Below are 24,089 nucleotides of genomic sequence, written 5' to 3'. Positions count from 1 at the left end.
AGTGGTGCTGGGGTCTGCTATCGGGCCAACACGTAACCGTCGGAGGGACGGCGGTGCCGCGAGCGACGCAGATCGGTCACGGCGAAGATCCGTTGGACCCACCTGTCCTGGCCGTCGTACCGCGGCTTGAAGGAGGTCCGGCCGTGCAGGCAGATCCGGTTGTCGACGATGGCGAGGTCACCCGCCACCAGCCGGACGGTCCGGGAGACTTCGTCCAGAGCCGTGGCGAGGGAGACCAGTGCCCCTCGCGCGGCCGGGGTCAGGCCGGTGGTGGCGGCGAAGTCCACCCGCACGTCAGGGTCGGTCACGTCGCCCGTCAGGACCGCGTGGTTTGGCACGACGCCGCCGGCCGTGCCGAACGACGGGGGTGCCTGCGTGCTGAACTCCGGGCGGGAGAGCGCCTCGCGGGTCTCTGCGGACAGCAGTGGCAGGGCCTGGCGGACCGACGCCGCCCGCAAGCCGGCGATCTGCTCGTGGTCCGGCCGCAGGCAGAGGAGCAGCACGTAGTCCGGCCGGTGCGGATGAAACGCGTTCTCGTTGTGCATCATCAGATCCACGGAACCGGCGTTTCCCTGGAACTCCTCCTGCCCGGGTACCGGAACCACATCCTGGACCAGTGCACCGGACTTCTCGGCCAGGAAGGCGGTCGGGTCGCCGAGCCCGCAGGCCGTCATCAACAACAGGGCCGCAGGCGCAGTGGCGACCTGCTGAACCGAGCCGCCGACCGACGGCGTGGGCGGCAGGTGCTCGTTGTCCACCAGCAGCCCGCGGACCACCAGGGATCCCCCCGAGCCGCTGTCGCGCCGGAACTCGCGCACTCGCCGGCGGAACGCGATCGGCAGCGTCTCCCAGGCGCTCCGCGCGGCGCTCACCCAGGCATCGTCGATCCGGTCCGACACCGTCACCAGGTGCCGGGCCACTTGGTCGATCTCCGCCGCCTCCGCTGTGGAGAGCATCAGGACGGCTTCGTCCGACACAAGCTGTGCAGTGCTCGACATGGTTCCTCCCAAGATCGTGGAATTGAGGGGTCAGGCTTTCGGCTGATCGACCAGCCGCGAGATGAGCACCGACGCGATCTCGGCGGCAGGCCGGCTGTGCATCATGTCCCCGTGCGCGCAGGCGATCTCGTGCTCCGTCAGCGTGCCTGCGACGAACGGCTGCCAGGCGTCGGTGAGGTCGTCCGCACGGGTGAGCGTTGCGCGGAACAGCACCGCGTCGCCCTGGTAGACCGCCGGCCGGTGCCTGCGGGCCAGATCGCGGTGGCCGACGAACGCCTGGCCGAGTGCCGAGATCGTCTGCCGGTCGAGGCCGGCCAACGGGCCGTCGCCGGTGCTCGCCAGGCGGACGAAGTCCTGGAGGTCCAGTGACGTTCCGTCGGGCACAACCTCCGGGTGGCCGAGGGAGGCCAGGAGTTCGTTGAGAACAGCAGCCTCACTGAGCTCCTGTTCGGCGTCCACCTCGGTGGGGTCGTTGTCCAGCAGCGCCAGCAGTGCCACCTGCTCGCCCTCGTTCTGCAAGTGGACCGCCATGGCATGGGCGATGACCGCACCGAAGGACCAGCCGAGCAGCTGATAGGGACCCGTGGGCTGGACCGAGCGGATCTGCTCGACGTAGTCCGCAGCCATCTCCTCGACGCTCTGCGGCAGTTCGCCAGGGTTGCGGACGGCATGCGCCTGCAAGGCATACACCGGTTGGTCCTGGTCGAGCCGGCTCAACAGGGCCGAGTACGTCCAGCCGATGCCGGCACCCGGGTGGACGCAGAACAGAGGCGTCCGACTGGAGCCGGCCCGCAGTGGAAGCAGCACAGCGAGCGAGTCGTGGTCGTTGTCCGACCCGAGGCGCCGTGCGAGGCCGGCCACCGTCGGTGCGTTGAAGAGATCCTGGATACCGAGCCGTAGCCCCTTCGACCTGGCTTTTGCGATGAGACGGGCTGCCAGTAGTGAGTGGCCGCCGAGGTCGAAGAAGTTGTCGTCGGTGTTGATGTGGGTGAGGTTGAGGGTTTGGGTGAAGAGGTGGCTGAGGGTCTGTTCGGTGGGGGTGCGGGGGGCGTGGTGGGGCGTGCCGGTGGTGGTGGGTGCGGGGTGGGGGAGTGCTCGGCGGTCGAGTTTCCCGTTCTTCGTCAGGGGGAGCCGGTCGAGGGTGACGAAGGTGGTGGGGAGCATGTACTCGGGCAGTGTGCGGGCGAGTTGGGTGCGTAGGGCGTGGGTGTCGAGGGGTTGGCCGGTGGCGGGGACGGCGTAGCCGACGAGGGTGTTGTCGATGACGGTGGCGGCGGCTGCGGTGATGCCGGGTTGTGCGGCGATGACGGCTTCGACCTCGCCGAGTTCGATGCGGAAGCCGCGGACCTTGACCTGGTCGTCGGCTCGTCCGATGAAGTCGACCTGGCCGTCCGGGCGCCAGCTGACCAGGTCTCCGGTGCGGTACATGCGTGCGCCGGGCTCGTCGGTGAAGGGGTCGGGGAGGAACCGTTCCGCGGTGAGGTCGGGTTGGTTGAGGTAGCCGCGGGCGAGGAGGCCGCCGCTGATGAAGAGTTCGCCGGTGACGCCTGGTGGTACGGGGTTGAGGCTGGTGTCGAGGATGTACCAGCGGGTGTTCCAGATCGGCCGGCCGATGGTGATGGCGCCGGTGGGGACGGGGTCGCCGGGCGCGATGCGGAACTCGGCGCAGCCGACGGTCGTCTCGGTGGGGCCGTACTCGTTTATCACGGTGACGTGGGGGTGGCGGGTGCGCCATTCGTCGAGTGCGGCACCGAGCAGGGGCTCACCGCCGAGGACGAGTTGCTGGGTGGGGGCGTACTCGTCGGGGAGGAGGTCGAAGAGTGCGAGGTGTGAGGGGGTGGCTTTGACGAAGGTGGGCTGGTGGGGGGTGGGTCCTTGGTCGTCGAGGGTGACGAGGTGGACCTGGCCGCCGCTGGTGAGGGGGCCCCAGATGCCGGTGACGGTGAGGTCGAAGGCGATGGGGGAGTGGACGAGTGCCTGTCCGTGCATGGCGGGGTAGGCGTGGCGGGCCCAGGCGAGGTAGAGGCTGAGGGAGCGGTGTTCGATCACCACGCCCTTGGGTTCGCCGGTGGAGCCGGAGGTGTAGATGACGTAGGCGGGGTTGGCGGGTGCGGGCCGGTGTCGGAGGTTGGTGTCGGGTTGGTTCTCGATGGTGGCGGTGTGGTGGGGGTCGTCGAGGAGGAGGGTGTTGGGTCCGGGGACTTGGTGGGCGAGGTTGGTGCTGGTGAGGGTGAGTGTGGGGGTGGCGGCGCGGAGTACTGCGGCGAGGCGGTCGGCGGGTTGGGTGGGGTTGAGGGGGAGGTAGCCGGCGCCGGTTTTGAGGATGGCGAGGAGTGCGATGAGGAGGTCGGTGGTCTGGGGGAGGGCGACGGCGATGAGGTGTTCGGGTGCGGCGCCGAGTTCGGTGAGTCGGTGGGCGAGTTGGTTGGCGCGGGAGTTGAGTTCGCGGTAGGTGAGGGTGTCGTGGGCGGTGACGACGGCGGGGTTGTCGGGTGTGTGGGCGGCGTGGGTTTCGAAGAGTTGGGGGACGGTCTGTTCGGTGAGTTGGGGGACGGTGTGTTCGGTTGTCGGGGTGTCGGTGTTGTTCCAGTCGACGAGGATCTGGTGGCGTTCCTGGGGTGAGAGGAGGTCTGGTTCGCTGATGCGTCGCTGGGGGTGGGTGGCGAGTTGGGGGAGGAGGAGGTGGAGGCGGGTGGCGAGTGTTTCGACGGTGGTGTGGTCGAAGAGGTCGGTGGCGTATTCGAGGGTGCCGGTGATGCCGGTGGGGGTGCCGGTGGTGTCGCGTTGGTCCACCAGGTCCAGGCGCAGGTCGAATTTGGACACCGCGAAACGGACCGGTTCCTGGGTGGTGCACAGACCGGGAAGCTCCAGACCACTGGTCCCGACTTCATCGAGTTGCAGCATGACTTGGAAGAGCGGGTGGCGGGCGAGGGAGCGGTCGGGGTTGAGTGCTTCGACGACGCGCTCGAAGGGGGTGTCCTGGTGCTCGTAGGCGGCGAGGTCCGAGTCCTTGACCCGGTCGAGGAGTTCGGTGAAGGTCGGGTCGTCGGAGAGGTCGGTGCGCAGTACCAGTGTGTTGATGAAGAACCCGATCAGGTCGTCGAGTGCTTCGTCGCTGCGGCCGGCGACGGGTGCGCCGATCGGGATGTCCTGCCCGGCGCCCAGGCGTGAGAGGAGCACGGCGAGTGCGGCGTGCAGCACCATGAACAGGGTGCAGTCGTGTTCCCTGGCGAGTTCGACGAGTCGGGTGTGGAGTTTCTCGTCGATGGTGACGGGGACGAAGCCGCCTTCGTTGCTGGCGACCGGGGGCCGGGGCCGGTCGTAGGGGAGTTCCAGTTCCGGGGGCAGGTCGGCGAGTTGCTCGTGCCAGAAGGCGAGCTGGCGTGAGATGAGGCTGTCGGGGTCCTGGTCGTCGCCGAGCAGGTGGTGCTGCCAGAGGGTGAAGTCGGCGTACTGCACGGCGGGCGGGGCGAGTTGGGGGTCCTGGCCGTTGCTCCGGGCGGTGTAGGCGGTGGCGAGGTCGGACCGGAGTACGTCGGTGGACCAGCCGTCGGTGGCGATGTGGTGGACCACCACGGCCAGGACCTGTTCGTTCTCGGCCAGTTGGTAGAGGGCGGCGCGGAGAGGGAGTTCGGTGGCGAGGTCGAACTCGCGGACGGCGAGTTCGGCCAGGTTGTCGGCCAGGTCCTCGGGGTTGCAGGGGAGGACGTCGAGGGTGACGGTGGCGGACTCGGGGGGCAGGACGTGCTGGCAGGGCTCGCCGTCGGTCTCGGGGAAGACGGTCCGCAGGGCTTCGTGCCGGGTGACCACGTCGGTGAGCGCGGCGCGCAGCGCGTCCAGGTCCAGTGCTCCGCGCAGGCGGACGGCCAGCGGCACGTTGTAGTCGGCTCCCTGTCCGATCCGGTTGAGGAACCAGACGCGGCGTTGCGCTGCCGACAGGGGGAGTACCGCGGGGCGTTCGGTGGTGCGGACGAGTGCGGGGCGGGACTCGCCGGCGAGGTTCACCCGGGTGGCCAGGCCGGCCACCGTGGGGTGCTCGAACAGATCGCGGATCCCCAGCTCGACACCGAGAGCCGACCTGACCCGCGAGATCAGCTTGGCTGCCAGTAGTGAGTGGCCGCCGAGGTCGAAGAAGTTGTCGTCGGTGTTGATGTGGGTGAGGTTGAGGGTTTGGGTGAAGAGGTGGCTGAGGGTCTGTTCGGTGGGGGTGCGGGGGGCGTGGTGGGGCGTGCCGGTGGTGGTGGGTGCGGGGTGGGGGAGTGCTCGGCGGTCGAGTTTCCCGTTCTTCGTCAGGGGGAGCCGGTCGAGGGTGACGAAGGTGGTGGGGAGCATGTACTCGGGCAGTGTGCGGGCGAGTTGGGTGCGCAGGGCGTGGGTGTCGAGGGGCTGGCCGGTGGCGGGGACGGCGTAGCCGACGAGGGTGTTGTCGATGACGGTGGCGGCGGCTGCGGTGATGCCGGGTTGTGCGGCGATGACGGCTTCGACCTCGCCGAGTTCGATGCGGAAGCCGCGGACCTTGACCTGGTCGTCGGCTCGTCCGATGAAGTCGACCTGGCCGTCCGGGCGCCAGCTGACCAGGTCTCCGGTGCGGTACATGCGTGCGCCGGGCTCGTCGGTGAAGGGGTCGGGGAGGAACCGTTCCGCGGTGAGGTCGGGTTGGTTGAGGTAGCCGCGGGCGAGGAGGCCGCCGCTGATGAAGAGTTCGCCGGTGACGCCTGGTGGTACGGGGTTGAGGCTGGTGTCGAGGATGTACCAGCGGGTGTTCCAGATCGGCCGGCCGATGGTGATGGCGCCGGTGGGGACGGGGTCGCCGGGCGCGATGCGGAACTCGGCGCAGCCGACGGTCGTCTCGGTGGGGCCGTACTCGTTCATCACGGTGACGTGGGGGTGGCGGGTGCGCCATTCGTCGAGTGCGGCACCGAGCAGGAGCTCACCGCCGAGGACGAGTTGCTGGGTGGGGGCGTACTCGTCGGGGAGGAGGTCGAAGAGTGCGAGGTGTGAGGGGGTGGCTTTGACGAAGGTGGGCTGGTGGGGGGTGGGTCCTTGGTCGTCGAGGGTGACGAGGTGGACCTGGCCGCCGCTGGTGAGGGGGCCCCAGATGCCGGTGACGGTGAGGTCGAAGGCGATGGGGGAGTGGACGAGTGCCTGTCCGTGCATGGCGGGGTAGGCGTGGCGGGCCCAGGCGAGGTAGAGGCTGAGGGAGCGGTGTTCGATCACCACGCCCTTGGGTTCGCCGGTGGAGCCGGAGGTGTAGATGACGTAGGCGGGGTTGGCGGGTGCGGGCCGGTGTCGGAGGTTGGTGTCGGGTTGGTTCTCGATGGTGGCGGTGTGGTGGGGGTCGTCGAGGAGGAGGGTGTTGGGTCCGGGGACTTGGTGGGCGAGGTTGGTGCTGGTGAGGGTGAGTGTGGGGGTGGCGGCGCGGAGTACTGCGGCGAGGCGGTCGGCGGGTTGGGTGGGGTTGAGGGGGAGGTAGCCGGCGCCGGTTTTGAGGATGGCGAGGAGTGCGATGAGGAGGTCGGTGGTCTGGGGGAGGGCGACGGCGATGAGGTGTTCGGGTGCGGCGCCGAGTTCGGTGAGTCGGTGGGCGAGTTGGTTGGCGCGGGAGTTGAGTTCGCGGTAGGTGAGGGTGTCGTGGGCGGTGACGACGGCGGGGTTGTCGGGTGTGTGGGCGGCGTGGGTTTCGAAGAGTTGGGGGACGGTCTGTTCGCTTGTCGGGGTGTCGGTGTTGTTCCAGTCGACGAGGATCTGGTGGCGTTCCTGGGGTGAGAGGAGGTCTGGTTCGCTGATGCGTCGGTGGGGGTGGGTGGCGAGTTGGGGGAGGAGGAGGTGGAGGCGGGTGGCGAGCGTTTCGACGGTGGTGTGGTCGAAGAGGTCGGTGGCGTATTCGAGGGTGCCGGTGATGCCGGTGGGGGTGCCGGTGGTGTCGCGTTGGTCCACCAGGCCCAGGCGCAGGTCGAATTTGGACACCGCGAAACGGACCGGCTCGTCATCGTCGGTCAGGTTCGCCAACGTCGGGCGGCTCGGCGGAGTCTCGTCGAGTTGCAGCAGTACTTGGAAGAGCGGGTGGCGGGCGAGGGAGCGGTCGGGGTTGAGTGCTTCGACGACGCGCTCGAAGGGGGTGTCCTGGTGCTCGTAGGCGGCGAGGTCCGAGTTCTTGACCCGGTCGAGGAGTTCGGTGAAGGTCGGGTCGCCGGAGAGGTCGGTGCGCAGTACCACTGCGTTGATGAAGAACCCGATCAGGTCGTCGAGTGCTTCGTCGCTGCGGCCGGCGACGGGTGCGCCGATCGGGATGTCCTGGCCGGCGCCCAGGCGTGAGAGGAGCACGGCGAGTGCGGCGTGCAGCACCATGAACAGGGTGCAGTCGTGTTCCCTGGCGAGTTCGACGAGTCGGGTGTGGAGTTTCTCGTCGATGGTGACGGGGACGAAGCCGCCTTCGTTGCTGGCGACCGGGGGCCGGGGCCGGTCGTAGGGGAGTTCCAGTTCCGCGGGCAGGTCGGCGAGTTGCTCGTGCCAGAAGGCGAGCTGGCGTGAGATGAGGCTGTCGGGGTCCTGGTCGTCGCCGAGCAGGTGGTGCTGCCAGAGGGTGAAGTCGGCGTACTGCACGGCGGGCGGGGCGAGTTGGGGGTCCTGGCCGTTGCTCCGGGCGGTGTAGGCGGTGGCGAGGTCGGACCGGAGTACGTCGGTGGACCAGCCGTCGGTGGCGATGTGGTGGACCACCACGGCCAGGACCTGTTCGTTCTCGGCCAGTTGGTAGAGGGCGGCGCGGAGAGGGAGTTCGGTGGCGAGGTCGAACTCGCGGACGGCGAGTTCGGCCAGGTTGTCGGCCAGGTCCTCGGGGTTGCAGGGGAGGACGTCGAGGGTGACGGTGGCGGACTCGGGGGGCAGGACGTGCTGGCAGGGCTCGCCGTCGGTCTCGGGGAAGACGGTCCGCAGGGCTTCGTGCCGGGTGACCACGTCGGTGAGCGCGGCGCGCAGCGCGTCCAGGTCCAGTGCTCCGCGCAGGCGGACGGCCAGCGGCACGTTGTAGTCGGCCTGCTGACTGATCCGGTTGAGGAACCAGACGCGGCGTTGCGCTGCCGACAGGGGGAGTACCGCGGGGCGTTCGGTGGTGCGGACGAGTGCGGGGCGGGACTCGCCGGCGAGGTTCACCCGGGTGGCCAGGCCGGCCACCGTGGGGTGCTCGAACAGATCGCGGATCCCCAGCTCGACACCGAGAGCCGACCTGACCCGCGAGATCAGCTTGGCTGCCAGTAGTGAGTGGCCGCCGAGGTCGAAGAAGCCGGTGTCGACACCGACGTGCTGCAGGCCGAGGAGGTCTGCGAACAGCCCGGCGAGGAGCTCCTCCTGCGGGTTGCGCGGGGCCCGGGAGTCAGGCTCCAGCTTGTGCTCGGGGAGCGCCGTGCGCTGCAGGGCGGACCGGTCGAGTTTGCCGGTGGTGGTGAGCGGGAGCTTCGCCAACTGGACGTAGTGGGCCGGCACCATGTAGTCCGGCAGCGACTCGGTCAGCAGCGCGCGCAGCTCGGCCGCCGCTCGGGGAGTCCCGTCGGTCGTGGTGAAGTAGGCGACGAGCCGCCGGTCGCCGGGAACCACCTCGACCGGCAGGACGGCCGCCTCCGAGATCCTGGGCAGTTCCCTGAGACGGGCCTCCGTCTCGGCCGGCTCCACACGGTAGCCGCGGATCTTCACCTGGTCGTCCGTCCGACCGAGGAACTCCAGTGTCCCGTCCGTCCGCCAACGTGCCAGATCGCCGGTGCGGTACATGCGCCCGCCGGGCTCGTCGGTGAACGGATCGGGGAGGAACCGCTCCGCGGTGAGGTCGGGACGGCCCACGTAGCCCCAGGCCAGCCGCCCGCTCGCGTACAGCTCGCCGGGCACCCCGACCGGGACGAGCCCCAGCTGCTCGTCGAGCAGATGGACACGGGCGGGGAGGATCGGCCTGCCGATCGGCGGCCGGGTGGGCCACTGCGTCGGTGCTCCGGCCATCAGATGGGCCGTCAACGCGTGCGTCTCCGTCGGTCCGCACTGGTTCTCCAGCACGACGCCCGGCAGTTGGGAGAGAAACGCCCGGACCTCCGTGCTCAGGGAGAGCCGCTCGCCTGCGGTGATGATCTCTCGGAGGGACGGCGGCACCGCCCCCTCGGCGGCCGCCTGGGTGGCGAGTTGTTCCAGGACCATGGGAGGACAGAACAGCCGCTCGACGCCGTTCTCGCGAATGACCGCCAGGACCCGGGCGGGATCGCGCCGGTCCTGCTCGCTGATCAGGACCAGGGAGCCGCCGCTCAACAGGGTGGTGAACAGCTCCTGGAAGGCCGCGTCGAAGTTGAGGCTGGCGAACTGGAGGGTGGGCCCGGTGACGGTGGTGCGGTCGATCTGCCACTCGATCAGCTGGGCCAGCGGGAGGTGGGCCATGGCGACGCCCTTGGGGCGCCCGGTCGAGCCGGAGGTGTAGATGACGTAGCAGAGGTGTTCGGGCCCGACCGCCGTGACGGGATCGGCCGAGGTGACCGGATCGGCCGGCTCGGGGTCGGCCTGGTCCGGTACCACCGTGCGCAGCCCCGCCGGCACGAGGTGGTCGCGCAGGCCGTCGGTGACCAGGAAGCGGGCACGCGCGTCCCCGAGCATGTAGGCGATGCGGTCCGCAGGGTGTTCGGGGTCGAGCGGAAGGTAGCCGGCGCCGGCCTTGAGGACTGCGATGAGCGCGATGACGAAGTCGGCGCCGCGCGGAAGGAGGAGGCCGACGGCCTGGTCGGGGCGGACTCCTCGAGTCAGGAGCCGGCGGGCGAGCCGGTTGGCGTGGGAGTTGAGCTCGGCGTAACTGACCGACCGGTGACCATCGATCAGGGCCGTGGCGTCGGGGGTCCGTTGCACCTGCTCCTCGAACCCGGCCACCACGGTGGTGTGGCGGGGTGGCTGTCCGTTGCCGGTGTCCACCTGGAGGAGCCGGCGGGTCTCCACCGGGTCGGTGATGTCGAGCGCCGCGACCGGTTGGTCGGGGTCGTCGGCGACGGCGGCGAGCAGGCGAGTGTAGTGCTCGGCGAAACGGGTCACCGTGGGTTCGTCGAAAAGATCGGTGGCGTACAGGAGTTCACCGGTCAGACCCGCGTCACCACGGTCCATCAGGTGCAGTACCAGGTCGAAGTTGGTCGGCAGCTCTCGGAGGCGGATCCGTTCGGCCGTGGCCACGCCGAGGGTGAAGCGGTCGGTCGGCACCGAGAGATCGAACCACGCCTGTACCAGCGGGTTGTGGCTGAGGTCGCGGGTGGGTGCGAGCTCCTCCACGAGGTGCTGGAACGGGAGGTCCTGGTTGGCGAAGGCGTCCAGGGTGGCCGTGCGGGTACGCCGGAGCAGTGTGCTGAAGCCGGGGTTGTCACCGAGGTCGGCCCGGACGGGGAGGGTGTTGACGAAGAAGCCCACGAGGTCTTCGACCTCGGTCCGGCCGCGGCCCGCCGACGGGCAGCCGGTGATCACATCGGTGGTGTGGGCGTAGCGCGAGAGCAGGACCTGGTAGGCGGCCAGGGTGGTCGTGAACAGGGTGGTGCGGTGCGCGCGGGAGAGAGCGCGCAGACGGGTGGCCGTGGCCTCGGGGACGGTGAACCGGACCACGGCACCGCGGTGGCTGGGCCTCGCGGGGCGGGGCTTGTCGGTCGGCAGCTGCAGCAGGGCCGGTGCGTCACCGAGCGCGGCTCGCCAGTGGTCGAGCTGCTTGGCGAGGCGCTCGGGGGTGAGGTGTTGCCGCTGCCACCTGGCGAAGTCGGTGTAGTCGACAGGGAGCGCTCGCCAGCTGGCGGGCTGCCCCGTGGTCGCGGCGTGGTAGGCGGCGGAGAGGTCCCGTTCGAGGATGCCGGTCGACCAGCCGTCAAAGACGATGTGATGGATCGTCATGACGAGGATGTGGTCGTCGGCCGCCAGACGCAGCAGGGTGGCGCGCATCAGCGGGCCGGTGGCGAGGTCGAAGGGCGTCTGCGTCTGCGCGGTGACGTGCTCCCGTGCTGCGGCGAGCGGGTCGTCGTGCCCGCTGACGTCGACGGTGTGCAGCGCGATGGCGTCCGGTTCGTCGACGACGACATAGGGCTGGCCGTCAAGGGCGGCGAAGCGGGAGCGCAGTGGAGGATGACGCTCGACGACGGCACGGATCGCCTCGCGGAGAGCGGGGACGTCCAACGCGCCACGCACCCGGTACACGGTCTCCGCGGTCGTGTAGGCCACGGAGTCGTGGTGCAGCTGTCCGAGGAACCAGAGCCGCTGCTGTGCGAACGACAGCGGAGGGAACGTGCCTCGGGGCTCCCTGACCAGGGCAGCCTCCACGCTGCGGCGTGCGGACGGTTCGCCGCGCAGCCTGCGTGCGAGCAACTCCGCCTGGGCGGCGGCGAGCTGGGACGAATTGTCGAGCGACATGGACCCCTCCGATGGTGTGACCGGTGCCCGCTTCCTCAGAGCGGGTCCTGCTGGCCGGAGCTGGTGCGGCTACGCCTCGGCGCGTTCGAGCGAGGCCTGGCGCACACTGAGCGGCGTGATGTCGGGCCAGACCTCGCGGATGTGGCTGAGGCAGACCTCCCGGCTGCCGGTGACGCCGACCTCCGACCACCCCACCGGGGTCTGCCGGTCCGCCGGCCAGATGGAGTGCTGCTCCTCGTGGTTGACGACCACCTTGTACAAGAGGTCACTCTCGGACATGACGCATCCTCATCTCGTGCGGGATTCCTGCGGGTGGCGGACGGCTGCCGTCGATGCGAGGAGCGACTTGTCGGCCGGGACCGCATCGGTACCCGGCCGGTCGCTCTGCCGGAGGCCGCGAGCACGGACCGGTTTCGGTGCCGTCGCAGCTCAGAGGCCTCAGTAGATTTCGCGGTCCCGCTGCCAGGCAAGGGAAGTCGGGCAAATCTCGATGGACTTCGTGCAGTGGGGGGGACGGACAGCCGTCGTACGGACTCGTGCAGGCAGAGGTGACGAGTTGTCGGCCTTACTTCGTTCAGTTGGTGTTGTTGTTGCTGACGGCGATCACTGATGCTCAGGGCGACTGATCGAGCGCTGATCGTTCGTGGCTCGAGCGCAACACCCAGAAGGAGCCGTAGTGGACATCATCGAGCGTTTCGAGGATTGCGCCTCGGCCAACTCCGAGAGCACCGCACTCGTCAGCGGATCGGAGCGCGTGACGTACGGTGACCTCGATACGCGGTCGAACCGGCTCGCGCACCTCTTACAGGACCGCGGAGTCGGCCCCGAGAGCGTCGTCGGGATCTGTCTGGACCGTCGGCCGGACGCGTTCGTGAGCATGCTGGGAGTCCTGAAGGCCGGCGGTGCCTTCCTGCCGATGGATCCCGCTCACCCGGCCGCCCGACGCGCCGCCATGCTGGAACAGGCAGGGGCGCAGCTCCTGTTGAGCGAGAGCGCGCTGGAAGGAGCACTCCCGGACTGCGACGTCCCGGTGCTGCTGATGGAGGACCTGGCGGACGAGTTGGGCTCTTTCCCCACCTCCCGTCCGCAGCGCCACCTCCCCCCGGGCGGACTGCGGTGCGTGATCTTCACCTCGGGTTCCACCGGGCGGCCCAAAGGTATCGGGATGCACTCGGCCAGCATCGCCAACGTCGCCGACTGGGCGGTGAACCGCCTCCCGGGGCCCCAGGTCTTCCTGCAGTTCACCTCGCTCGGCTTCGACGTCTCCCTCCAGGAGATCTTCGGTGCCCTGCTCAGCGGTGGCTCCCTGGTACTGGTGGAGGAGGAGCACCGGCAGGACCCGACGGCTCTGCTCGACCTGGTGGCCGAGGAGGGGGTGGAGAGGATGTACCTCTCTCCTTCCTTCCTGCGCCAGTTCGCCCGGGCGGCGATACGGGATCCTCGGTCCGTCGCGTCACTTCGGCTGCGGGAGATCGTGGCCGCGGGAGAACCGCTGCGACTGACCCCGGAGATCAGGAAGTTCTTCGCCCTGCTCGACGGTACGGTGCTGGAGAACCAGTACGGGCCGTCCGAGACGCACCAGGCCACCGCCTGTACCTTGACCGGAGAGCTCGGGGCCTGGCCGGACAGCCCGCCGCTCGGCAGGCCCATCCCGGGGGTGCGCGGGCACGTGCTGGACGGGCATCTCGATCCGGTGCCGGACGGTGAGCCTGGCGAGTTCTACATCGCGGGCCTCGGGGTCAACCGGGGATACCTCGGGCGCGCCGACCTGACGGCCGAGCGGTTCCTGCCGGATCCGTACGGTCCGCCGGGCAGCCGGATGTACCGCACCGGTGACCTGGTCCGGCGCGCCGTCACCGGTGAGCTGGAGTTCGTCGGGCGGGTCGACGGACAGGTGAAGATCCGTGGTCACCGTGTCGAGCCGGCCGAGGTGGACAACGCTCTCCTCGGCCACCCCGATGTGCAGGAGGCCGTAACGGTCGCCCGGGAGTCCGGGGAGGGCACCTGGCAGCTGACGTCGTACCTGGTCCCGGTACCCGGCAGCACCCCGCCCGACCGGGCGGCGCTGCGTGAGTTCATCGGGCAACGGCTCCCCGCGTACATGGTGCCCGGTGCGATCGTCCCTATTCCCGCTCTCCCGCTCAACCGGAACGGCAAGGTGGACCGCGCCGCTCTGCCGCAGCCGGGCGATCTGCTCGATCTGGACGCCGACCGGGTGCCTCCGCAGAACCCCCAGCAGCAGATCATCCACGACATCTGGGCGGAGGCCCTGGAGCGGGACCGGATCGGGATCGACGACTTGTTCTTCGATCTCGGCGGCGACTCCCTGCGGGCCATGCAGATCGTCTCCCGCCTCCGGCAGGTGTTCGACCTGGACCTGGAGTTCCGCACGCTGTTCGACGAGCCCACCGTCCGGGGGCTCGCGCAGGCGGTGGAGCGGGCCATCATCGCCGAGATCGCCGCGACACCGGCCGCCGATCTCTGATTCCGGGCCGCGACCCGGCCCGTCAAGCAACACCGGTACCCAACATCATCCCCAGAAGGAGTGATTCGTCATGTCCGAAACAGGCCAGCCGGCCGTCAACGGCCAGGTCGTGCACAACGCGCTCGACAGGTACTTCGAGGAGATCCGGACCGCGGCTCGGAAGGTCGGCGCCGAGCGGGCCGCCGCTCCGGAGATCCCGCTGGAACTCACCGAGCGGCCGGCCTCCTTCGCGGCGTTCACCAGTGTCACCGACATCGGGCTGACCCAGGTGGACCCGCGGACCCACATCCTCGACCTGATGCGCAACCCGGGTGCCAGGACGACCAAGACGATGGCCTCCCTGCTCATGATCGCGCGCGCGGCGGCGCACATCCGCCGCACCGGCGAGCGAGTGCTGCTCTTCACCCCGACGTCCGGCAACAAGGGGACGGCCCTGCGCGATGCGGTGGCCCGGGCCTACGCGACCGGGCTGGCCACCCCCGATGAGCTGCGCATCGTCATGCTCGCTCCCGATGCCTCGCGCAGCAAGCTGCGTGACTGCGCGCTCACCGGAGACCAGGTCCTCCGCACGGCCAACCCCGTGGTGCTGGCCCGGGTCGGCCGACCAGCCGACGTCAAGCTGCTCAGCAGCGAGGTCGTGGAGCGCCACGCCGCCGAGATCCTGGACACCACCGGCTTCCGCATCTGGTACACGCTCGACCTCGACAACTACCGGATCGCCGACGCGGCGCGCGCCTTCGCCGAGGCGGAGCTGATGCCCATCACCGCCGACTCCGCGCCGCGCCTGCACGTGCACTCCGTCTCCAGCGCCTTCGGGCTCCTCGGCTACCACCTCGGACACCAACTGCTCACCGAGGGCCTGCCCGGTCGTGCCGCGCCGGCCCGGCACCCCGGGTTCTATCTGGTCCAGCAGCTCGCCACGGCCGACATGGTCACCAGCCTGCTCGGCACGAAGGTCCCGGACTACACGTACGACGAGGCGGCCGGTGTGTGGCGGCAGGACGCGGCCCTGGAGTTCCCGGCCGTCACCGACGATCCCGAGGAGGTGATCGACTCGACCTTCTACACCAAGGAGCCGCCCACCCGCGCACAGATCAACGGGATCGTCGCCCACCACGGGGGCGGCGGGATCGTGGTCTCGCGGCGGGAGTGCCTGGAGCGGTTCGAGCAGGTGCGGGCCCTGGCCGCGAACGCCGGTATCGCGATCGCCGCGGACCCGGCCCTGATCCGCGAGTGGTCGCTGGTCAAGGCGCTCACCGGGGTGCTCGTGTCCCGGGAACGCGGCCTGATCGGTTCGGACACCGATGTCGTGGTGCACGGCTCGGGCTACTACAGCGATGAGCTCCTCCCGGCGCTGCGCGAGGAGCACATCACCCGGGCCGACACCGTCGACGACCTGGCGCGGGCCGTGCTCGCGGCCGCGCATGCGTAGCGGCGGGGTGAGCCACAGGTGATCCCCCCGAACTGGCGGTACGCCTGGAACAACAGCGCCGACCCGCTCGTCGTGCGCGCACACGGCCTGGCCGACGCGGTGACCCGTCCCTCGGTCACCGTGTCCCGGCCGGCGGGCCGGGGCCCGGTGCTGGCCTACGGCGGCCTGCCCCACGGGCTGACGCACGTACTGCCCTTCCTCGAGCAGCGCCGCGGCGCCGGGGCGGACCGGAGCCGTCACCGCACCACCTGGGCGGAGCTGGCCGACGGCCGTGCGGCCCGGGACGCGGACCTGCTCGCCGTCGGCGTGCCGAGCCGGGCCAGGCCGCTCCGGCCGCCGCGTCACTGCCTGCTGCTGCCCTTCCGGATCAACCTCTCGGTACCGGTGGGCGGCGATCCGGCTGCGGTGCTCCAACGGCTCTCACGCAAGGCCCGGCAGCAGCACGTGCGGGAGCTCCGCTCCCGCTCCCGCACCCTGCAAGTGGCCACTAGTGAGGCGGACTTCGACTCCTTCTACGACGGCATGCACCTACCGACCATGCAGAACCGGCACCGCGACGATGCCCGTTCGGAGGAGCGGGAGAGCGCCCGTATCTGCCTGTTCCGGCGCGGCGTGCTCTTCTACCTCTGCGAGTCGGACCGGCGTGTGGCGGGGATGCTGTGCCGGCTGGAAGGACGCACCCTGGTCGTCCGGTTGGCCGGCGTCGAGGCCGGCGGCGAGGAGCCCTACCGCTCGGGCACCTACATGGCGATGTACGTGCTGATCCTCCAGTGGGCCGCCGAACGCGGCCTGACCCGGGTCGACCTCTCCGGCTGCGAGCCGTTCCTGAGCAAGGGCATCTTCCAGTTCAAGCGCAAGATGCACCCGGTGGTCGCCCTGCCGGACAACCACTTCCGGGAGAAGAACCTGGTGTTGAGAGTCCTGCGCGACACCGAGGAGGTCCGGGACCTCCTCACGGCCAACCCCGTGCTGACGACGGGGACCGGCCAGGGACTCGAAGCCGTCTACTTCCACGACCAGGACCGGCCGGCCCGGCTGGACCTGCGCTGGGAGTGCCCCGGCGTCAGCAGCCACCGGACTGTCGACCTCGACGAGTTCCTCGTCGGCCTGCCCCGCTCCCCCCACGGGAACCTCACCGGACACCCCGTCCTCCCCTGACCCGCCAACAAGGAGACCACGATGTGCGGCATCGCCGGCTGGATCGACTTCACCCGGGACCTCACCACCGAACTCCCGACCGTGGAGGCCATGACCGGAACCCTGTACCGGCGCGGACCTGACGCCGACGGGCTGTGGCTCGCCACGCACGCGGCACTCGGCCACCGCCGTCTTGCCATTGTCGATCTCGACGGCGGCAAGCAGCCCATGACAGCGCACCGGCGCGGCAGCGAGGCCCCGGTGGTGATGACGTACAGCGGCGAGCTGTACAACTACCGCGAGCTGCGGGACCAACTCCTCGCCCGGGGCCACCGCTTCGCCACGGCCTCCGACACGGAGGTCGTCCTCAACGCCTACCTGGAGTGGGGGACAGGCTTCGTCGACCACCTCACGGGCATGTTCGCCTTCGCGATCTGGGACGCCGCGCGGGAGGAACTGCTCCTGGTCCGTGACCGGTTGGGCGTCAAGCCGCTCTACTACCACGCCTACCGCGGGGGAGTGCTGTTCGCCTCCGAGCCGAAGGCGATCCTCGCGAACCCGCTCTTCGTCGCACGTACGAGCGAGGACAAACTCCCGATCCTGTTCAACCCCAGGCTCGCCATGCCCTGGGAGACGCCCTACACCGACCTGCGCCAGGTGCAGCCAGGACACCTGGTCCGGGTGGACCGCTCCGGCGCGCACGAGGCGCCCTACTGGCGACTGGTCAGTCGGGAGCATCTCGACGACGAGGCCACCACGGTGCGCCGGGTGCGGGAGATCCTGGAGGACACCGTCGCCCACCAGCTGGTGGCGGACGTACCGTTGTGCACCCTGCTGTCCGGCGGCCTGGACTCCTCGGCCGTGACGGCCCTGGCGGCCAGGCACCACGCGCCGGGGCTGCGCTCCTTCTCGGTCGACTTCCAGGGCGCCGACGACGACTTCCGTGCCACGGCGCTGCGTCCGGAACGGGACACTCCCTTCGCCCTGGCCGCCGCCGCACACATCGGTGTCGATCACACGTCGATCACGCTGGACCCGGGGGCGCTGACGGGGGTGGTCCCCGCCGCGCTGGCTGCCCGCGATCTGCCCAGCCTCGGTCAGTTCGATGCCTCCATGTACCTGCTGTTCCAGGCGATCCGGGAGCAGTCGACGGTGGCGCTCTCCGGGGAGGCCGCCGACGAGGTCTTCGGCGGTTACCCATGGTTCTTCGACCAGGCCACGGTGTGGGGCGACACCTTCCCCTGGCTCGGCAACGCGCCCCGGCTGACCGACTGCCTCGCGCCCGACGTCCGGGCCCGGATCCGCCCCGAGGACGACGAGCGCGACCGCTACGCCACCCTACGGGCACGGGTGCCCCGGCTCACCGGTGAGTCCGGTCTGCAGGCCCGGATGCGCGAGGTCCTCTACCTGAGCCTGCAAGGCCCGCTGCTGTACCTGCTGGACCGCAAGGACCGCATGAGCATGGCGCTGGGCCTGGAGGTACGGGTGCCCTTCTGCGACCACACGCTGCTGGAGTACGTGTGGAACGTACCGTGGAAGATGAAGGTCGCCGACGGGCGGGAGAAGAGCCTGCTGCGAGCCGCCGTCGCTGACCTGCTTCCGCAGGAGGTGCTGCAGCGCCGCAAGAGCGCGTTCCCCGCCACCTTCTCGCCCGCTCACGCCAAGGAGGTGCGCGGCGCGCTCGACGGTGTCCTCGACAGCGGCGCCTCGCCGCTGGCTGACCTGCTCGACATCCCCAAGGTGCGTGAACTCGCCTCGTCCCGAACGCAGATGATGACGATGGCGGACAACCTGCACCTGCTGCTCCCGCTGGTCGAGGTGGACCGCTGGATGCGTACCTACAACGTCTCGCTGACGTCCTGAGCGGCAGCCGAGGAGAGCGACGATGAGCACAGCAGTAGCCGAACTCCGGAAACTGGCAGGGGAGTTCTGGACCTGGCGAGAGGTCACCCAGCCCGACTGCTACGACGATCTCAACCGGGTCGAGCGCCCGGACGACTGGCTGCCGGACTGGTCGCCGGAGGCGGTTGCCGGGCGGATCCGGGCGCTCGCCGGCTTCGCCCGTCGCCACCGTGCCCTCGACCTGTCGGCCGAGCCCGTGCCGGTGCGGGTGGACGCCGAGCTGGTGGGCTCGGCGATCGCCCGTGTGCATTGGGAGCTGCACCTCCTGCGGGACTGGCAGCGCAACCCCGGCTTCTACCTCGACCAGGCCCTGCTGCCGGTCTATCACCACCTGCTGCGCCCCAGCGCGACCGACGAGTCCCGGTCGCGGACTGTCGCGGCCCGGCTGGCCCGGGTGCCGGAGGTCCTGGCCCAGGGCAAGCACAACCTCGCCGGGCACGCTGCCGCGCCGCTCGCCGAGTATGCCCTCCGGCTGCTCGACACCGCCGAGGAGGCGTTGGGGACGGCGATGGCCGCGCTCGCCCGCCCACTGCCGCTGCGGCCGGCAGCGGAGCTGGACGCCGCCACGGCTGCCGCGCGGCAGGGCCTGGCCGACTACCGCCAGTGGCTGAGGGCGCGCCTGCCGACCTTCACCGAAGCGTTCGCTCCGGGCCGTGAGGCGTTCGGCTACTTCCTGCACCGGGTCGCCCTGCTGCCCTACTCGGTGGATCAGCTGCGCGACCTGGGCCGCCGGGAGTACGCCCGTGCGGCGGCGGCCGAACTCGTCCTGGGCAGGCACGGGGAAGCTCCTTCTCCGCCGCTGCTCGCCGGCACCGCGGCGCAGATCAGCCGACAGCGGGCGGACGAGCAGGACGTCCGGGCGTTCCTTCGGAAGGAGGGCGTCATCGGCTTGCCCGATGACCTCCGCCACTACCGCAACGCCCCGCTGCCGGACTACCTGGAACCGCTGACCTGGCTGGGCGTCCAGCACCACACCGCTTCTGCGGACGGGTGGCGCGAGGACGCGCTGCGTTACATCCCGGAACCGCGGCCGGACCTGCCGTACTTCCAGCTGGCCGAGGCCCGCGATCCGCGCGTGGGCATCGTCCACGAGGGGGTCCACGCCTGGCAGCTCGCCCTGTCCGGACGGCATGAGAACCAGCTCCGACGCCACTACTACGACTCGGCCGCGAACGAGGGCGTCGCCTTCCACATGGAGGAGCTCACGCTGACAGCCGGCCTGTTCGACGGTGCGCCTGCCAGTCAGCGGTTCATCGTCAACGCCATGAGGCTGCGCGCGCTGCGGGTGGAGATCGATCTGGGCCTCGCCCTGGGGGAGCTGACGCTGGACGAGGCGGCCGGCCGGTTGGCGGACTTGGTCCCGATGGACCACCGGACGGCGTGGGAGGAGACCGCCTTCTACGCCAGTCGGCCCGGCCTGGGCCTGGGCTACCTGGCGGGAAAGGCCCAGGTGCTCGACCTGCTGACGGCGAGTGCCCAGCGGGAGGGGGCCGCCTTCAGTCTTTCCGCCTTCCACGACCGGCTCTGGCGGGAGGGAAATGTGCCGCTGGCCCTCCAGCGCTGGGAGGTCCTCGGCACCCGCGACCACCTGGACGAGGCCCGAAGGCTCGGCGGGTGACCGACACGTGACTAGCTCCAAGGAGATGCACATGCCAAGCGAGAAACTCGGGGCAGAGCACCCGACCAGTTCAGAGTCAGCCGTGTTCGAGGCCCTCACCGCGAACGGCTTCGGTCCGTTCTTCGGGACTCCGTGCGGGGTCCTGGCGCCACTGCTTTCCCTGTTGGAGACAGGCGGCGACTACCACGTCGTGGCACGCGAGGACAATGCCGTCGGCGTCGCCGCCGGGGCGAGCCTGGCGGGGGCCGCTCCGGTGGTGCTGATGCAGAACTCCGGCTTCGGGCAGTCGGTCAACGCGCTCGCCTCGCTGGTCGTGCCGTACCGGATCCCCATGCTGCTGGTGGTCAGCATGCGCGGCACACCCCCGGATGCCACCACCGAGAACCTCGCGATGGGTCGGCTCACCGAGCCCGTCCTGGAGGGCCTCGGTATCGGCTACGAGTACCTGACCGGGGAGGGTGCGGCTCGGCAGGTGGAACTGGCCTGCACCGTGGTGAAGGAGAAGCGTCTGCCCTTCGCATTCCTCGTCCGGCCCGACGAGTTCGCCTGGAAGGTATAGCACCATGACCATGACCAAGACAGCGGCCGTGGCGGTCGCGCTCGCCGTGGCTCCGGACCTGCCGACGGTGTTCACCACCGGGTTCATCTCGCGTATCGGCGCTGCCACCGAGCGGCGGAACCACTTCTACATGACCGGATCGATGGGGCTGGCCCTGTCGCTCGGTACCGGCGTCGCCTTGTCGTCCGGTCGAACCACCCTGGTGGTGGACGGGGACGGCAGCCTGCTGATGAACCCGGTCGGGCTGATCATGGCCGGCGCGGCACCGGACCTGCCACTGATCCAGCTGGTCCTGGACGACGGGGTCTACGACTCGACCGGCGGCCAGTGCTCTCCCGGCCGGCAGGTGGACCTGCCCGGCTGGGCGCGCGCGTGCGGATTCTCCCACGTCCACACCGTGGATACCGAGACCGGACTCAAGCGAGCGCTCCGGCTCGAACTGGAGCAGCCGGGCGCCCCCGTGTTCGTCCACTGCCTGGTGACGCCGGACACCGCGCCGCCGCCCCCGCGGGTCACTGATCATCTTGAGGGGATCACCGCCCGGTTCTCGGAATTCCTCCAGCCACAGGTCTGACCAGCTCCACCACAGGGTGGGTCCACCTGGCCTGCGACGGGAAGGGCCGCCCGCTCGGTTTCGCCCTGAGCGGCGGCAACGTGAACGACTGCAGTCGCCTCGAAGCCGTCCTGGCCGCCATCCGTGTCCCGTGGGTCGGGTCGGGCCGTCCGTGGACCCAGCCCGACCACGTGATCGCTGACCAGGGGTACAACTCTTGCAAGATCCGCGCGTACCTGCGGGGCGCGGTATCGCGCACACGATTCCCGAGCGCGTCGACCAGGCTCTCGGCCGTCTCAACGGGGGCTCAACCGGCGGCTGGCCGCCCGGCTTCGACCGGCAGGTTCACCGGCTTCGCAACGTGGTCGAGCGATGCTTCAACCGGCTGAAACAGTGGCGGGGCCTGGTCACCCGATCCGACAAGACCGGGGAGTCCTACCAGGCTGCCGTCTTGGGGCGGCAGTCGCGCAGGATCTTCCAGGCCTTCATCCGGGCGAAGACGTGCTCGACGCGGGCGCGGACCTGTTTTCGAGCCGCCGCAGTGTCAGGTTCGTGCGCCAGTATGCTGCGACCAGCAGGACCCAGTCTTCCAAGGGCAGGCTCCATGGCTGGCCTGGCCGTACGGTGTCGGGGCCTTCGCGGCGCAGCGCGGTCATCAGCTTGCGGAAGTCGTGCGGGCGCGGTCGGGTACGGCGGGAGGTGCCGGTGGGGGTGCGGGCGGTCGGGCGTGGGGGCTCCGGCGGTGGGGATGTCACTGGGGGGCCGTACCGTCCGCGGCATGGGAATCGTGATGTTCGTCGACGAGACGACGGCGGGTCACCGGAGCGACGGGTGGGGTCTGGAGGTCGCGGAGGAGCGGCTCACCGTGGGTGAGCTGATCCGGCGCAGGGTCTTCCAGGAGGTCGCGGAGCACAACGCGCGGACGCCGGAGGTGTTCCGGGGGCTGGTGCGGCCACAGGGCGCGGAGCGGGTGCTGAACGGGTACGCGTTGCGCACCCGTACAACGCCAACGCTCTGCGCGGGCTGACGTGGGTGCTCGGGATGCTGCCCGCCCATCCGGACACCGTGCGGGCGCTCGGGGCGCTGGTGGAGAGTTCGCTCCGGAAGGCCTCCGGGATCGGCCCGCGCAATCCGAAGGCCGCCAACGCCGCGGTGGGCGCGCTCACCCGGCTCGACGGGGAGCCGGTTCTCGCCGAACTCGCCCGGCTGGCCAGGCGGGTGACGTACAAGCCCGTGCTCAGGCTGATCGAGTCGGTGCTGGAGCACCGGGCCGAGACGCTCGGCCTCTCCCGTGAGGAGATGGAGGAACTCGCCGTCCCCGCTTACGGGTTGACCGAGGTGGGGCGCATGGAGCGGAAACTCGGCGACGTCACGGCGGTGGTGGAGGTCCGGGGCGTCAAGACCGTTCTGATCTGGAGTAGTTCGGCGGGCAAGGTCGTGAAGAGCGTTCCGGTCGCCGTCAGGCGCGGTCACGCCGAGGAGCTCAAGGAGTTGAAGGCGGCGGTCAAGGACGTCGACAAGATGCTCTCCGCGCAGAGCGAGCGCCTGGACCGGCAGTTCCTCGCCGGCCGCGTCTGGCCGTATGTCGGGTGGCGCGAGCGGTTCCTCGACCACCCGCTGGTGGGGACGCTGGCGCGACGGCTGCTGTGGACAGTGGACGGGACGGCCGTCGGGTTCGCCGACGGCGAGCTGCGCACGCTCTCCGACGACCCGGTACGGGATGGCGGCGAGGTCCGGCTCTGGCACCCGGTGGGGTGCGGGCCTGCCGAGGTCGTGGCCTGGCGCGACTGGCTGGAGCGGCACGCGATCATCCAGCCGTTCAAGCAGGCGCACCGCGAGGTGTACCTGCTGACCGACGCCGAGCGGGCGACGGGCACGTACTCCACCCGGTTCGCCGGGCACGTCCTGCGCCAGCACCAGTTCCACTCCCTGGCGGCCGGCAGGGGTTGGCGCAACAGACTGCGGTTGATGGTCGACGACTCGGCCCCGCCGGCCACCCGGGAGCTGCCGCGGTGGGGGCTGCGCGCCGAGTACTGGATCCACGGGGAGGCCCACGCCTTCGGTGCCGACACCACCGACTCCGGCAGCTTCCTGCGGCTGAGTACCGACCAGGTTCGCTTCTACCCGATCGACGCCCCGCAGAACTGGGCGGCCTGCTTCGGTGGCGACTACCGGATGGGGCCGTCCGGCCGGGCGGCGAGGGTGAAGCCCCTGCCGATCGCCGACATTCCACCGCTCGTCCTGTCCGAAGTCCTGCGCGACATCGACCTGTTCGTGGGCGTGGCCAGTGTCGGCAACGACCCGACCTGGCAGGACGGTGGGCCCGAGGGCCGCTACCGCGAGTACTGGGCCTCGTACGGTTTCGGCGAGCTGAGCCAGAGCGCCGAGACCCGCCGGATGCTGCTGGAGCGGCTGGTGCCCCGGCTGGCGATCGCCGACCGCTGCACCGTCGAGGGCCGCTTCCTCCACGTGACGGGCTCGCGCCGCACGTACAAGATCCACCTTGGCTCGGGGAACATCCTGATGACGCCGAACGACCAGTACCTGTGCATCGTTCCCAAGGCCGACCCGGCCGCGCCGCAGGCCGGTTATCTGCCCTTCGAGGGTGACCGCATGACGGCGGTGATTCTCAGCAAGGCCGTGCTGCTGGCGGACGACGCGAGCATCACGGACCCGGCGATCCTGAGCCAGCTGTAGGGGCCCCTGGAGCCGGCCCGCAGCGGGTGGCGAACGGGAGGGGGCGGTCCGCTCGGCGAGGACGGGCCGCCCTTGGCGGGATCATGACGACAGGTCACGTTACTTCGAGGTAATTTTCATCGCTGTCGTTCGGGTGAACGCCCCCGGCCCCGCATACAAGGACTCGCACGTGCTCTCTCGCCAGCCCCGCCGTTCCGGCCGCCGTCCGTCCGGCTCCGCGCCGGCCCTCGCCGCCGCCATCGGTGCGCTGCCCGTCACCCCCGCGTTCGCCGACCCGGCGCCCGCCCGCTCCGCCCCGCGCTGTCCGGCCCCA

General features: G+C 70.2%; 13 protein-coding genes and 2 pseudogenes. 11 read left to right on the top strand and 4 right to left on the bottom strand.

Annotation, left to right across the window (positions count from 1 at the left end; all coding sequences use genetic code 11):
- Positions 1-17 precede the first annotated feature (17 nt).
- The 3 genes from QWJ13_RS33520 to QWJ13_RS33510 all read right to left on the bottom strand — a co-directional run bounded on the left by QWJ13_RS33520 (position 18) and on the right by QWJ13_RS33510 (position 11,672).
- On the bottom strand, positions 18-998 hold the full coding sequence (locus QWJ13_RS33520; protein ID WP_316529405.1) for a TauD/TfdA family dioxygenase: 981 nt from the start codon (positions 996-998) through the stop codon (positions 18-20).
- A gap of 30 nt (positions 999-1,028) precedes the next feature.
- Complete coding sequence (locus QWJ13_RS33515; protein ID WP_316529403.1) at positions 1,029-11,393, bottom strand: non-ribosomal peptide synthetase; 10,365 nt, start codon at positions 11,391-11,393, stop codon at positions 1,029-1,031.
- A 69-nt stretch (positions 11,394-11,462) separates the two neighbouring features.
- Positions 11,463-11,672 (bottom strand): MbtH family protein, encoded by a 210-nt coding sequence (locus QWJ13_RS33510; RefSeq protein WP_316529401.1) that lies wholly within the window; start codon positions 11,670-11,672, stop codon positions 11,463-11,465.
- A gap of 364 nt (positions 11,673-12,036) precedes the next feature.
- Here QWJ13_RS33510 and QWJ13_RS33505 point away from each other — a divergent pair, with 364 nt between their 5' ends.
- From QWJ13_RS33505 to QWJ13_RS33470, 9 genes and pseudogenes are all read left to right on the top strand, one after another.
- The gene (locus QWJ13_RS33505; protein ID WP_316529400.1) at positions 12,037-13,878 is read left to right on the top strand and encodes a non-ribosomal peptide synthetase; all 1,842 of its coding nucleotides are present in this window, start codon (positions 12,037-12,039) and stop codon (positions 13,876-13,878) included.
- A 70-nt stretch (positions 13,879-13,948) separates the two neighbouring features.
- The gene (locus QWJ13_RS33500) at positions 13,949-15,310 is read left to right on the top strand and encodes a DUF6002 family protein (RefSeq protein ID WP_316529399.1); all 1,362 of its coding nucleotides are present in this window, start codon (positions 13,949-13,951) and stop codon (positions 15,308-15,310) included.
- Between the two features lie 18 nt (positions 15,311-15,328).
- Positions 15,329-16,468 (top strand): GNAT family N-acetyltransferase, encoded by a 1,140-nt coding sequence (locus tag QWJ13_RS33495; RefSeq protein ID WP_316529398.1) that lies wholly within the window; start codon positions 15,329-15,331, stop codon positions 16,466-16,468.
- Between the two features lie 21 nt (positions 16,469-16,489).
- Complete coding sequence (gene asnB / locus QWJ13_RS33490; RefSeq protein ID WP_316529396.1) at positions 16,490-18,310, top strand: asparagine synthase (glutamine-hydrolyzing); 1,821 nt, start codon at positions 16,490-16,492, stop codon at positions 18,308-18,310.
- A gap of 22 nt (positions 18,311-18,332) precedes the next feature.
- Entirely contained in the window at positions 18,333-19,967 is a 1,635-nt protein-coding gene (locus QWJ13_RS33485; protein WP_316529394.1) for a DUF885 family protein, read from the top strand.
- Between the two features lie 31 nt (positions 19,968-19,998).
- Positions 19,999-20,526, top strand: a complete 528-nt coding sequence (locus tag QWJ13_RS33480; protein ID WP_316529392.1) for a thiamine pyrophosphate-binding protein — start codon at positions 19,999-20,001, stop codon at positions 20,524-20,526.
- Positions 20,527-20,554: 28 nt separating this feature from the next.
- Complete coding sequence (locus QWJ13_RS33475) at positions 20,555-21,100, top strand: thiamine pyrophosphate-dependent enzyme (protein ID WP_316529390.1); 546 nt, start codon at positions 20,555-20,557, stop codon at positions 21,098-21,100.
- Positions 21,079-21,468 (top strand): transposase, encoded by a 390-nt coding sequence (locus QWJ13_RS34460; RefSeq protein ID WP_432277659.1) that lies wholly within the window; start codon positions 21,079-21,081, stop codon positions 21,466-21,468. Before QWJ13_RS33475 ends, QWJ13_RS34460 begins: the two co-directional genes overlap by 22 nt.
- Positions 21,429-21,518: pseudogene (locus QWJ13_RS33470) on the top strand (IS5/IS1182 family transposase); the annotation flags it as partial. The gene QWJ13_RS34460 and the pseudogene QWJ13_RS33470, both read left to right, overlap by 40 nt.
- A 91-nt stretch (positions 21,519-21,609) precedes the next feature.
- Here QWJ13_RS33470 and QWJ13_RS33465 read toward each other — a convergent pair.
- Positions 21,610-21,756 (bottom strand): annotated as a pseudogene (locus QWJ13_RS33465) (helix-turn-helix domain-containing protein); the annotation flags it as partial.
- Positions 21,757-21,857: 101 nt separating this feature from the next.
- Here QWJ13_RS33465 and QWJ13_RS33460 point away from each other — a divergent pair.
- Positions 21,858-22,106 carry a hypothetical protein gene (locus tag QWJ13_RS33460; protein ID WP_316529487.1) on the top strand — a complete coding sequence of 83 codons (249 nt, stop codon included), beginning with the start codon at positions 21,858-21,860 and terminating at the stop codon, positions 22,104-22,106.
- Positions 22,107-22,111: 5 nt separating this feature from the next.
- Positions 22,112-23,776 carry a DUF4132 domain-containing protein gene (locus QWJ13_RS33455; protein WP_316529388.1) on the top strand — a complete coding sequence of 555 codons (1,665 nt, stop codon included), beginning with the start codon at positions 22,112-22,114 and terminating at the stop codon, positions 23,774-23,776.
- Positions 23,777-24,089: the final 313 nt, after the last annotated feature.

Source organism: Kitasatospora brasiliensis (assembly GCF_032654805.1).
Classification (GTDB): domain Bacteria; phylum Actinomycetota; class Actinomycetes; order Streptomycetales; family Streptomycetaceae; genus Kitasatospora; species Kitasatospora brasiliensis.
This window is presented reverse-complemented; position numbering and strand designations above follow the sequence as displayed.

What these genes read in the sequence shown, in the direction of transcription:
- QWJ13_RS33515 (WP_316529403.1), bottom strand. Translation starts at nt 11,393, where the DNA reads ATGTCGCTCGACAATTCGTCCCAGCTCGCCGCCGCCCAGGCGGAGTTG.
- QWJ13_RS33500 (WP_316529399.1), top strand. Translation starts at nt 13,949, where the DNA reads ATGTCCGAAACAGGCCAGCCGGCCGTCAACGGCCAGGTCGTGCACAAC.
- QWJ13_RS33480 (WP_316529392.1), top strand. Translation starts at nt 19,999, where the DNA reads ATGCCAAGCGAGAAACTCGGGGCAGAGCACCCGACCAGTTCAGAGTCA.
- QWJ13_RS33485 (WP_316529394.1), top strand. Translation starts at nt 18,333, where the DNA reads ATGAGCACAGCAGTAGCCGAACTCCGGAAACTGGCAGGGGAGTTCTGG.
- QWJ13_RS33520 (WP_316529405.1), bottom strand. Translation starts at nt 998, where the DNA reads ATGTCGAGCACTGCACAGCTTGTGTCGGACGAAGCCGTCCTGATGCTC.
- QWJ13_RS33510 (WP_316529401.1), bottom strand. Translation starts at nt 11,672, where the DNA reads ATGTCCGAGAGTGACCTCTTGTACAAGGTGGTCGTCAACCACGAGGAG.
- asnB (WP_316529396.1), top strand. Translation starts at nt 16,490, where the DNA reads ATGTGCGGCATCGCCGGCTGGATCGACTTCACCCGGGACCTCACCACC.
- QWJ13_RS33460 (WP_316529487.1), top strand. Translation starts at nt 21,858, where the DNA reads ATGGGAATCGTGATGTTCGTCGACGAGACGACGGCGGGTCACCGGAGC.